This is a genomic window from Shewanella sp. 10N.286.48.B5, from assembly GCF_002874355.2.
In the GTDB taxonomy this organism is placed as follows: Bacteria; Pseudomonadota; Gammaproteobacteria; order Enterobacterales; family Shewanellaceae; genus Shewanella.
In genome coordinates, this window is record NZ_MCVG02000001.1 from 3,119,363 (window position 1) to 3,131,924 (window position 12,562).

The window sequence follows — 12,562 nt, forward strand, 5'->3', positions numbered from 1 at the left end:
CAAACCAACGGCATAAAACCTGAGAACAACCGACTTAATGATGGTTGAACTCAGGTTTTATTTTATATAAAAGAGCGGTTTAAAAGTGTTAGTCTAAAGTTAACATTTGCATATCAAACAACCCATGAGCCAATCAATTCAGTTTAATAAACATTACGATTTATATTTAATGATTATTTTCATGTCTTTAGCGACTGCTGTAATTAGTGGCCTTGGCATTGGGGCGGCGTTAATTGCTGAAGTGTCTCGTTTGGGTATTAACCCACTGAGCATTAGAGCTGATACCTTAGGTGACTATATGAGTTCACCGTTAGCCATTGTTTACAATATGTCATTAGTCATTGCTGGAATGTGTTTAATACTGGCTATGTCAGCGCGCTACTTTGTCTTTGAAGATGGCTACAGCCGAGGTATTACCGTCACTGGCGCTACCTTAGGCGTATTAATTGTACTCATTGGTATCTTTCCAATTAACTTTTTAGAGCAACACCGTCTGTTTTCAACCGGTTATCTCATTTGCACCTTTTTGCTGCATTGTTTTTGCTTTATGGAATACTTTCGCAAGCGTAGCGCTTTAACCAGTCCATTATTCGCTCTAAATATTATTGGGTTAATATTTTCAATAATATTGATGTCTTTGCTTAACTGGTCGACATTAGATTTTGATCCATGTAGCCATGCTACCAGTGACATTTGTTGGATGTCCTTGGTGATGTGGGTACTAACTCAAACCAATATTTTGTGGTGTATGGTGTTAGCCATTGATATGAAAAACCGTATTAAGCAGCAACATCACCTTGCCAACTTATCGCTTGTAGGAAACTAATTTTGGCCAATAATATGCGCTTAGAGCAGTATTTAGCTCACTGCGGAGTCTGCTCAAGGCGCCAAGCCCAAAGGCTTATTGCCGCAGGTAGAGTGTGCTTTAATGGTCAAATCGCCTCAGCGTTAGATCGCGTCAGCCCCAATGTGGTAAACCCCAATATTTTACTAGACGGTGAAACTATTGCGCCACTAGAGAGCAAACAATATTGGCTATATCACAAACCCGTGGGCATTGATTGCCGCTTATTACCTGAGTTAGCCTCCAGTTTAATCCATCACTTACCCGCTTCACCCCGGCTGTACCCTGCAGGAAGATTAGATAAGGACTCGCGCGGATTATTACTACTGACAAATGATGGCGCGCTAACTCATCGACTGATGCATCCTGATTTTGGCCATGAAAAAGTCTATCAAGTCACGGTAAATAAACCACTTAAAAATGATTTTGCCGCGTTAATGAGTGCAGGAGTCAGCTATCGAGATGTGACCACTAAACCTTGTAAGGTCTCTGTCATTGGCGAGTGCCAATTTGAGATAACGTTAACCCAAGGGCTTAATCGACAAATTCGCAGAATGTCCCAAGCGCTGGGCTATCACGTTGTTGATTTGCTAAGAGTGAGCATGATGAATTGTCAGCTTGCTCAGTTGCCAGAAACAAAAATGCGGCCCCTAGAGGCCGCAGAATTAGTCACACTGCAGCAGCTACTTAAGTTGTAGCTGCTTATCAATTATTTTACGATGTCCATTTCTTCAAGTAAGTTGTCAGCATTATCTAAATACTTCATCACCCACAGCATGTAACGGCTATCCACTTGGATTGAGCGGTTAGTTTGAGGATCATAACCCCAGTCACCAATGATGCTTTCGTAAACGCCATCAAACAGTAAACCCACTAATTCAGCGCGGCCATTCAAAGTTGGAGAACCTGAGTTACCACCAGTGGTATCTAAAGTCGATAAGAAGTTAACCGGTACAGAATCGATTGATTTCATGTAGAAATCGCCGTACTGCTTTTGCTTAATAAGCTCAAGTTGCTTAGTCGGTGCATCAAATGGAGCTGCACCAGTATCTTTCGCAACAATACCTTCAAGACGAGTAAACGGCGCCGCCACTAAACCATCTTGGGGCGAGTATCCTTTTACGTTACCAATCGTGACTCGTAAGCTTGAGTTAGCATCAGCGTAAACCGGTTTACCTAGCTCACGATTATAGGCAATGACCGCATCCATATACTGTGGACGCACTTTCATTAAGTCTCCAGCAAGTTGTTTTTGCGCTTGTTCGCGTTGCATTTTTTCATCAAAGGTCATCACCGCATATTGAATAAACGGATCTTTCGACTGATTAAACTCAGCTACCGACTTATTCATCCAAGCTAAGCGGACGTCTTTATCTGACAGTGTGGTATTGGCATACATGCTATCAAGGGTTTTCATTAGCTTGGCTTCATCGAAGTTTTTACCAATCGAGAAAGCCTTATCAAAATCAGCTAAACGCTCAGAGGTTGGCAAAGCGGCATAACGCTTGAGTAAGTCTGCTAACATGGCTTTATCAACGCTGGCAGCATAACGACGGTCAATACGCTCCATACTTGAGGTAAACTGAGTCATGTCGCGTTCTTGATAGCCAGGCTCACGCTGCATATCCGGTAACGCTTTTTCATGAGCTAAACGATATAGGCGCTCAGCGGTGTTCTTCATGGTTGAATACCCCATGTAACTCAGCAGTAAGTCACGTTCTTGGCCTTGTTGGTCTAAGGCAATTAACTTATCTAACTGAGCTAATGTTTCACCATATTTCGCCTGACGCTTGCTATCTTTGCTAATCCACTTAGCTAATTTTTGCTCTAAACTTTTACGCTCATCTAACATGGTAGATTTACCGTAAAACTCAATCATCGAAGTAAAGTTTTTAGCGTAATTGGCTAATCCTGCAATTGAGCTTTCATATTTAATTCGCTCATCACTGCCTTCTGGGGCTGTGTCTTTGATGATTTCAATTAAACGTTCACGCAACACTTTACCTTGCGGATAAGCCCACTCAAATTGGTTTTCGACTTCATTCGCGATGCGATAACGGTTAGTACGGCCGGGGTAACCTGCCACCATAACAAAGTCCCCTTCGCTTACGCCTTTTGCAGACACTTTAAGAAAGCTTTTAGGCTCGTATGGGACATTATCTTTACTGAAATCGGCAGGCTTACCATCTTTACCGACGTAAGCACGGTAGAATGAAAAATCGCCAGTGTGACGTGGCCACATCCAGTTATCGATATCGCCGCCATATTTACCCACACTGGCTGCAGGATTATAAGTTAGGCGAACATCGCGGATTTCCATCTGTTTAACTAAGTAATACTCAAGACCGCCATGAAAACTATAAACCTTACAGCGGTAACCATCTTGCGCTTCACACTCTGCGACTAATGATTTCTCTTTTTGCTCAATGCCTTTGTAAAAGTCATTACCAGTTTTGCTCATTTCACCGTCTTTTATTTTAGCGGTGACATCAGTTACAGCTTCAGTAACATAAATACGTGAACCCGGTGTAGCAGGTAATTCTTCTGCATAAGTTTTAGCTAAAAAACCATCTTGTAACAGGTTGTTCTCTGGGGTTGAGTTGTACTGAATAGCGCCATAAGCACAATGATGATTAGTAACAACCAAGCCTTTAGGCGACACAAATGATGCTGTGCAGCCACCTAGGCTAATCACGGCATTCATTGGAAATTCGGTTAATTTTGAAATCGATTTGGCATCAATCTCCAATCCTTTTGCTTTAAGCTCATCAGCCATTGCAGGTAGCTGATAAGGCTGCCACATTCCTTCGTCTGCTTGGCTGGCAAATGTTGCCAAAATTGCAGCGCTTAATAACCATGTTTTCATTATTATTCCATTTTTAATAAAAGAGCCCCAAATTGCCTGTATTTTAATGCGGTCACAATGTCATATTGAAGCAACAATGTTCAGATTTAAGGCATAAAAAAGTCAGGCGGATAGCCTGACTTTATCATATTGTTTCTACAAAGAAATAGTCTTTGAAAAATGCCGTTACAAAGCTTATCGACAACACAGCTTCATTTATTGGCTTTTTTAGCTTAAAGCCACCATCAACTGAGCAACCACAATCAACAAACCTAATAGACCTGCGATAGCTAAGGCAAGCTTGCCACCACACACTTCATAGCCACCTAATTGTTGCTTACGCAGTTTTAATGCCATGACTATCGGCAAGAAGATAATCATAACCACTAACGGTATGGCCGCAAAGCCGAGCACTTGGAAAAAGCCATCAGGGTAATATAAAGCACATAATAGTGGCGGCACGAAAGTGACTAACCAAGTTTTAGCACGGCCTGCTTTATCATCTTTTGCTCGGGTTAACTCGGCAACATAGTCAAACAAGCTCATGGTAACGCCTAAGAAAGAAGTCACGAGTGCAAGGTTGGCAAATAAATCAATAAATTGACTGACAACTGCGGAGTTAGCTACAGCTTGTAATGCATTAACTAGTGCAGGTAACGAGCCTGCAAAACCATTGACAGTCTCACCGCCTAAGGTACCCAAGGTGACTAATATCCATAAGATATAGCAAACTAGCGGGATGGTAGAACCAATCAATAACACTTTTCTTAATGAAACCGCATCACCTTCTAGGTAGCGCACAATCGTCGCAATACAAACGTGAAAACCAAATGAGGTAAATACCACAGGAATAGCCGCTAACCACAGTTGGTCTAGTTTATCGCCTTCGGCTACATTGGCTGAAAAATTACTTAATGATGCTACAAGGTTCACTTCTGGTAGCAAAAATGCCACCACTAGAACCAGTAACACGATCATCGCAGTAAACAGCACACGAGAGACTTTATCAATCCACTTCACGCCAACGGCAATTAGGCCACCAAATACTAACGTAAATAGCAGTACTGACACTTGGTTATTTAAATCGACACCTAATAATGGCTCTAAGCGAGATTCAAGTAGCGATGATCCGCCCATTAGATACACCATGGTCAGGGCAAATAACAAACTTAAAAACGATCCGCCTTGAATAAGTTGACCAACCTTGCCTAAGGTTTTGCCTGTAATGGCGTGGACGTTATCACCCACACCAGTACGTAAGTTAATTTCTAACATTAATAAAGAGGTATAAGCTGATAATCCCCAGATAACTACCAGCAATAAAATCGCAGGCATAATACCTAGCGCTGCGGTAGCAAGTGGTAAAGCTAACATCCCCCCACCAATAGCAGTTCCTGCAACAATGGCGATTGAGCCAAGTATTTTTAAGTTCAAAACATGAGTCCCGTATGGTTTTTATTTATTGGTCGTTTTACCAAGTCTTATTGATATGGTCGATTTCGACAGTAGCAGAAGGAGATTATCACTAGCAAGAGACTTAGGCATTTAAAGGCCTACACGCGCGTTAATAAACAATTACGCAACATATTGATAATTACTTTAACGCAAGGATTTTGCAATGGTGTAGCATTACAGCCATACAAGAGGGTTTTGAGGCTAGCAAACAATTTGAAGAGCGATATTAATTGAGTAATCACATATAAAACTACCCATCAACAAATGAAATGATGAGTAAACTGACTATGCAGGTAAACCAGAACAAGATAAATAAAAAAGGAAGACCTAAGTCCTTTTACATAGTTAACAACAGGTATTTACTTGAGGGTGTAACAGATTCTGTGTAACTGCAATTTAGTTAATATGCTTCACAATTCTGTCTTCGAACTCAATAATAAATCGGCTCATCGCAGTACGCCAGTTTCGGATGGGCATGGTCCATTTTTTACTGGCTTCTTTTATCGCAAGGTAAATCATTTTCTTGGCCGAGTCATCATTAGGAAATACCTTACGTTTTTTCAACACTCGTCTAATCACGCTATTTAACGACTCTATAGCATTGGTTGTGTAAATGGCCTTACGAATATCCTGAGGATAATTGAAAAACGTATTTAAGTTGTGCCAATGATTATGCCATGACTTGCTGATTTGGGGGTATTGCTCATCCCAGGTATCGCTGAAACGGTCTAATTCAAGTAAAGCTTCCTCCTCCGTTGTTGATTGGTAGATGCTTTTAAGGTCCGCAGTGACTGCCTTGTAGTCTTTCCACGATACGTACTTTAATGAATTTCTGACCATATGTACGATACAGAGCTGTACATGAGTATCTGGATAAACGGTATTGATAGCATCAGGGAAGCCTTTTAAGCCATCAACACAAGCGATGAGAATATCCTCAACGCCTCGTTGCTGTAGTTCAGTGAGGACACCTAACCCAAATTTAGCCCCTTCATTTTCAGCTATCCAAAGCCCCATTAGCTCTTTGTGACCTTCAAGGTTAATGCCTAACGCTAAGAAAATAGATTTGTTAATAACGCGCTTATCCTGACGGATTTTTACGACGATACAATCAAGGTAAACGATTGGGTAAATGGCATCTAAAGGTCGACTTTGCCATTCAATAACTTGCTCTAGAACGGCGTTGGTAACGCGAGAAACTAACGTGGGTGATATCTCTGCGCCGTACCATTCATCAAAGGCTTGAACGATATCACGAGTACTCATGCCTTGAGCGTAGAGCCACAATATTTTATCGTCCATAGAGGTAAATCTGGACTGGTGTTTTTTAACTAACTGAGGTTCGAAACTGCCTTCACGGTCTCGCGGCGTATCAAGCTCAAATTGACCATCTTCAGTTTGAATGCGCTTGCTGGTTTTACCGTTACGGCTATTAGCAGAAGTCGATTTATGGTGTTTCTCATAGCCCAGGTGGTCATCCATTTCGGCATTAAGAGCGGCTTCGACCGTTATCTTTTTGAGCATCTGACTGAATTGGTTTAAGTCTTCTGGTGTTTTAATGCTTTTAGCAGCTTCTTTAGCAAAAGCTTCAATATCTTTTTTGTTCATGAGTATCTGCCTATCCTTGACTCTCTATAGAGTACGTGTTGATAAGCAGTTACACAAAATTAGTTACAGTCTCTATCTAATACCTTAACAATCAAATTACCAAGCATTATGCTTCCAAAAGTGTTTTGATGCGTTGACCATAATCGCTATCAGCTTTTAAGAAATGCTCAACCATTCTCAATTGCACATCTTCACTTGCTTGGCTCAATGTACCTGCAATGGTTTCAACTAAACGCTGCTTTTCTTCTTCACTAAAGATGCGGTACAAATTACCCGCCTGAGTATAGTCATCTTGGTCATAACGGCTATATCTTGCAGCCTCGCCATCAAGTCTTAGTGGCGGCTCAATAAATTGAGACGACTCTTGAAGTGCTGCCGTTGCAGTGCTTCGGCCGTAATTAGCACTTGAATCTGCACCAGTTTGACTGCCGTTATATGGGCATTGTGTCCCTGCCATAGCCCCTGCACGTTGATGATGGTTAGCTTTAGCGGCATGAGGACAATTTACCGGTAATTGGTTGTAATTAGTCCCAATACGGTAACGCTGAGCATCTGCATAAGAGAACAAACGCGCTTGCAACATTTTATCAGGTGAAGCGCCGACACCAGGAACCAAGTTACTTGGTGCTAATGCAACTTGCTCAACTTCAGCAAAGTAGTTGTCTGGCATACGATTTAACTCAAGTTCGCCAATTTCAATTAATGGATAATCTGCATGTGGCCATACTTTGGTTAAATCGAATGGGTTTATTGCATAATTATTGGCGTCTGCTTCAGGCATTATCTGCACTTTTACAGCCCACTTAGGGAAATTACCATCGGCGATTGCTGCCACCATGTCACGTTGCGATGAGTCTGGATCAATACCTTTTAAAATGTCAGCTTGCTCTGCGGTTAAGTTCACCACACCTTGCTGTGATTTAAAGTGGAACTTCACCCAGTAACGCTCACCTTTGGCATTCCATAATGAGAAAGTATGTGAACCATAGCCGTGCATTTGACGGTAATTAGCAGGAATACCGCGATCTGACATTAAGATAGTCACTTGATGCATGGCTTCTGGGTTTAATGACCAGAAATCCCACATTGCTTGCGGATCTTTCAAATTAGTCTGCGGGTTACGCTTTTGGGTATGAATAAAGTCAGGGAATTTAATGCCGTCACGTAAGAAGAATGTCGGAGTGTTATTCCCCACAATGTCATGATTACCGCGGGCAGTATAAAAACGTAAACCAAAACCACGAGGATCACGCTCTGCATCGGCGCTACCCATCTCGCCGCCAACAGTTGAGAAGCGAATGAAGGTCTCAGTTTGCTTGCCCACACCATTAAAGTGATCAGCCAAGGTGAAATCACTTAGGTCTTTAGTTAAGGTAAAAGTACCATAAACACCGGTACCTTTTGCATGTACGACTCGCTCAGGAATACGCTCACGGTTAAAGTGGGCTAATTTTTCAATTAAGTGCCAATCTTGTAATAATAATGGACCACGCTCACCTGCTGATAATGAATTTTGGTCATCAGCTATTGGGGCACCATTTTGGCTAGTTAAGTAATTGCTATTATCCATTTGTTACTCCTGATTTGCGGCATCTAGCCACTGCTCAATTAAATCAAATACTGTCGCCACGATATTTCTCCTGGCTGCGTTTCATTGAAATCATAATAACCGCAGCGAAAATAAAGTTAAAACGATTAAGATGAATTGCTACAATCTATTTTTACGATTCACTAGCAAAAAAAATGGCGAAGCATTCGCCTCACCATTTAATGATATTTAAATACAATTGAGTCATTACTGATCTCACACCAAATTAAGTGTAAATATTGCATCAATAGTTTACAAGCTGATTACCTGTGCAACTAGAAGGCAACTATATACGTAGATAAAACGACAAACTTAAAGGGTTTATTCTGATCTAGTTTCAGGTTCTTTATACAGTTTTATTAAATAATAAATATCAATCAATACAATAAAAAAATTCACTAATGCCACTGGGATGGCACCTATCGCCAAACCATAAGCGACAAAAAGCGCTGCACCAATAAGGTTCCACCAGCGTAATTTTTTTATATTAGCCATCATCAATGAAATAGCCACCACGGCAGAGGCTAAATAACCCACCCATTCCCATACTGTTGCAGCTTCCATTTATGATTCCTTTTAAGGGGTTTGACTTTATTCAGTGTAGTTAATAATTGCCTATTAAGCGCTGACTTTTCTAGCTACTACAGCCGCAGTCATCCGAGAAATACAACATAACTCACCTGCAGAATTATTGATTAGCACTTCCCATACCGAGCTACGTTTACCGATATGCACTGCTCTTGCCGTCGCAATTAACTCACCATTTCGTGACGCTTTTAAGTGATTGGCATTAATTTCTTGGCCAACACAATAAAAATGCTTAAAGTCGACCACAAAGTTAGCCGCATAACTGGCAACGGTTTCGGCCAGTGCCACATTAGCGCCGCCATGAACTATGCCTAAAGGGTTATGTACTGAAGGGTTAGCTGGCATAGTCGCCACCATATAATCTGCGCCAATTTCAGTGATTTTAATACCAAGGGTTTTCATTAATGTGCCCTTCCCATGGAGCCCACTATCCATTTTAGCGCAATCTTCAAGGGTGACTTCTCTAAACCAAATACTCATTTATCAACTTCCAGTAATACGTAATTAATTCAGTCTACTGCCAAGCTATTTAACTTTAAAGGATTTCCATAAAAAAGGGATGACAGCTGCCATCCCTTAGAAGATATCCATTATGCTTAACTCAAGCGCTAGCGCTCAACTAACACGTTTAAGTTTATTTGCCGCTAATCGAGGCTTATGCAAATTCAAAATGGGCTTGATAAGTTTGTGCCCAACGCAGTAACTCGACCCGATTGCGAGATTGAGTTTTCCTAAAGATGGAAGAGATATGTGCCTTTACCGTGTGCTCACTAATGCAAAGCCTGTGGGCTATTTCTTTATTCCTTGCACCGCTTGAAACTAGCTGAATAATGGTTCTTTCACGATTAGTGAGCATTTGCAGCATTGCGATAGTATCTGGGGGGATTTCTGTATTAGCATCAAGTTTTTGTACTAGTCGGCGGAAAATTTTGCTAATTAGCGGTCGATCATACCAAAGCTCATCAGCTACCATTTTACGTAACCCGGTCAACATTAAATCCATACGTTGGTCGGCATAAAGTAAGCCTCTTACACCTAACAATAGTGCAGACTCCTGATCTAACGAGCCTCGTTCAACTTGATATAAAGCGACAGGGACATGATTAACTAGCCGTGATACCAACAGCGGAATGCCTTTGCTATCCAGCGCGGCCCCCTTTTGGGCGATCAAATAGAAACAATTAGTATTATGTTCTACTTCAAGTTCACTAGGGTGTTTCACTACCCTGGTTTTTAACCCTATCGACTCAGCTAAAATAGCCAAGTTGCAAGGCGCTGCAACCTGGTGTAAGAAGACTAATTCATCAATATTCGAATTCATCACTTTTCTCCCTGAAAAGTATTCTGTATCTCTCGGCTATACGAGTTTCTTCCTGAAACATTGATAACATAATAACAACATAATGCAATAATAGTACATTTTAACTAGCCCATAAGGCATTTTAACTAGTCTATAAAGTATTTCTGCAATACTTAAGTACTCATTAATAGATTAAGTGCTCGCAAACCAAGCCGTTACCAAAAATAAAACAAGTAAAAATAAACTTAACAGTCACAAGATCTATAAATGTAGCTGATTAAAGTGATGCTAACTGCTTATTATGTACCTTTGTGAGCAAGACTAATGCACTAATACCACCTATAAGTGCCATAAACATATCTGACTGTGTATCCCACACATAGCCTTGAGTGCCTAAAAACGCCTCCGCATTCTCACCTGTTGCAGCTGCAACCCACCACTCAATAAGTTCGTAAAAAGCAGAAAATGCCAATACAAAACAAACTGATAGAAACTGACACCAATAGCCCGGTTGTAAGACGTGATTTCTTAGCATCACCTCTCTTGCCAGTATGACCGGAATAAACCCCTGAGCAAGATGGCCGATTTTGTCATAATTATTACGTTCGCTACCCATCACATCAGCCAACCAATCAAACAGTGGTACTTCGGCATAGGTATATTTAGCTCCGACCATGAGCACGCAGCAATGTAACAAAATCAATAAGTAAGCTAAGGGTGTTAGGGGGAATTTATTACGGGTAAAAAATAAGATGGGTAAGGCGATTAATGCTGGCAGTGCTTCTAACCACCAAGTAAACATATCTTTAGGTGAACTCACCGACCAAACGAGCACGACAGCAAAAATAACCACCCATATAACTTTCTTATTCACTATACATTCCCTTTAGATGATATTGTTCTAAACCAAGATCACAGTCTTTAGCCATCTAGCCCTCTACAATGGCAATAAATAATGCTATTTTGGTTGCGCATTAATGTCAGCATAACATAAGCATAACTATTGATAAGAGGGTACCCACACCATGGCAAAACACTCGCTTGACAAGGATAAGATTAAAATCCTGCTGTTGGAGGGCGTCCACCAAACTGCAGTCGATGTACTTAAGCGTGCAGGTTATACCAATATTGAATATCACAAAGCTTCCCTTCCTGAAGACCAGTTGCTGCGCTCAATTAAAGATGCTCACTTTGTCGGCCTGCGCTCGCGCACCCAATTAACCGCTGAAGTGTTGAACCATGCTGAAAAACTAGTCGCGATTGGCTGTTTCTGTATTGGTACTAACCAAGTTGATATTGCCGCTGCTGAGAAGTTAGGCGTACCCGTTTTTAATGCGCCATTCTCAAACACTCGCAGTGTGGCTGAGCTAGTGTTAGGTGAGATCATCATGCTGATGCGCGGTATTCCTCAGCGTAACGCCCTTGCCCACCGTGGCGGTTGGTTAAAAAGTGCCAATGGTAGCTATGAAGTGCGCGGTAAAACCTTAGGGGTCATTGGTTACGGCCATATAGGTACTCAGCTGGGTATTTTGGCTGAAACCCTCGGTATGCGGGTGGTATTTTTCGATATTGAAGACAAGTTGCCACTGGGTAATGCCAGCCAAATCCATTCAATGGAAACACTATTGAATGAAGCAGACGTTATCAGCTTGCATGTACCAGAAACTGCGCAAACTAAAAATATGATTGGTGCGACAGAGTTTGAACAAATGCGTTCAAAAAGCTTTTTTATCAATGCATCACGGGGCACTGTGGTTGATATTGATGCGCTTTCTGATGCCCTAAAGTCAGGCCATATTGCAGGCGCTGCAATTGATGTATTCCCAGTTGAGCCTAAGTCAAATGATGACGAATTTATTAGCCCACTACGTGGACAAGATAACGTCATTATTACCCCGCATATTGGTGGTAGTACTGCTGAAGCTCAAGAAAATATCGGTATTGAAGTCGCGGGTAAGCTGGCTAAATATTCTGATAATGGCTCAACTGTGTCTGCGGTTAACTTCCCTGAAGTGTCATTGCCACAACATAAAGGCACCTCGCGCTTATTGCATGTTCACCACAACCGTCCAGGTGTGTTGATTAAAATTAACCAAGCGTTTTCAGAAAAAGGCATTAACATTGCTGCGCAATATCTACAAACGACTGCAGATATTGGTTACGTGGTCATGGAAGTCAATTCAAACCAAGCCGAACAAGCGCTGGGCGAGTTAAAAGCAATTGAAGGTACTATTCGTACCCGCGTATTGTTTTAATTCAAGCTAAGTCGGTGAACGATTTAACCTTAGGCTTATCTCGCAGTTAAATTGTGAATTAAAGCTATCTTCAATTAAT

The 12,562-nt window shown here is 41.4% G+C and carries 11 protein-coding genes; 3 read left to right on the forward strand and 8 right to left on the reverse strand.

Annotated elements, in window-relative coordinates; genetic code table 11:
- The first annotated feature begins 124 nt into the window (after positions 1-124).
- Positions 125-826 carry a hypothetical protein gene (locus BCU57_RS13365; RefSeq protein ID WP_102438575.1) on the forward strand — a complete coding sequence of 234 codons (702 nt, stop codon included), beginning with the start codon at positions 125-127 and terminating at the stop codon, positions 824-826.
- 2 nt (positions 827-828) lie between these two features.
- Positions 829-1,542 carry a pseudouridine synthase gene (locus tag BCU57_RS13370; RefSeq protein WP_347230793.1) on the forward strand — a complete coding sequence of 238 codons (714 nt, stop codon included), beginning with the start codon at positions 829-831 and terminating at the stop codon, positions 1,540-1,542.
- A gap of 11 nt (positions 1,543-1,553) precedes the next feature.
- Here the strand turns inward: BCU57_RS13370 and BCU57_RS13375 are convergent, their stop codons facing one another.
- From BCU57_RS13375 to BCU57_RS13410, 8 genes are all read right to left on the reverse strand, one after another.
- Positions 1,554-3,710, reverse strand: coding sequence for a S46 family peptidase (locus tag BCU57_RS13375; RefSeq protein ID WP_102438577.1), 2,157 nt, complete (start codon positions 3,708-3,710; stop codon positions 1,554-1,556).
- 207 nt (positions 3,711-3,917) lie between these two features.
- Positions 3,918-5,123: an amino acid permease gene (locus BCU57_RS13380; protein ID WP_102438578.1), complete on the reverse strand. Its 1,206-nt coding sequence runs from the start codon at positions 5,121-5,123 to the stop codon at positions 3,918-3,920.
- 417 nt (positions 5,124-5,540) lie between these two features.
- The gene (locus BCU57_RS13385; protein WP_413211436.1) at positions 5,541-6,752 is read right to left on the reverse strand and encodes an IS256 family transposase; all 1,212 of its coding nucleotides are present in this window, start codon (positions 6,750-6,752) and stop codon (positions 5,541-5,543) included.
- Positions 6,753-6,858: 106 nt separating this feature from the next.
- A complete protein-coding gene (gene katB / locus BCU57_RS13390) occupies positions 6,859-8,322 on the reverse strand; it encodes a catalase KatB (protein WP_102436763.1) in 1,464 nt (487 codons plus the stop codon).
- A gap of 339 nt (positions 8,323-8,661) precedes the next feature.
- Positions 8,662-8,904 (reverse strand): YgjV family protein, encoded by a 243-nt coding sequence (locus tag BCU57_RS13395; RefSeq protein WP_102436761.1) that lies wholly within the window; start codon positions 8,902-8,904, stop codon positions 8,662-8,664.
- Between the two features lie 54 nt (positions 8,905-8,958).
- Positions 8,959-9,408, reverse strand: coding sequence for a PaaI family thioesterase (locus BCU57_RS13400; RefSeq protein ID WP_102436759.1), 450 nt, complete (start codon positions 9,406-9,408; stop codon positions 8,959-8,961).
- A 175-nt stretch (positions 9,409-9,583) separates the two neighbouring features.
- Positions 9,584-10,249: a helix-turn-helix transcriptional regulator gene (locus BCU57_RS13405; protein ID WP_102436757.1), complete on the reverse strand. Its 666-nt coding sequence runs from the start codon at positions 10,247-10,249 to the stop codon at positions 9,584-9,586.
- Between the two features lie 256 nt (positions 10,250-10,505).
- Positions 10,506-11,102, reverse strand: coding sequence for a DUF2238 domain-containing protein (locus BCU57_RS13410; protein ID WP_102436755.1), 597 nt, complete (start codon positions 11,100-11,102; stop codon positions 10,506-10,508).
- A 151-nt stretch (positions 11,103-11,253) separates the two neighbouring features.
- Between BCU57_RS13410 and serA the strand changes: the two genes are divergently transcribed.
- A complete protein-coding gene (gene serA, locus BCU57_RS13415) occupies positions 11,254-12,483 on the forward strand; it encodes a phosphoglycerate dehydrogenase (protein ID WP_102436753.1) in 1,230 nt (409 codons plus the stop codon).
- The last annotated feature ends 79 nt before the right edge of the window (positions 12,484-12,562 follow it).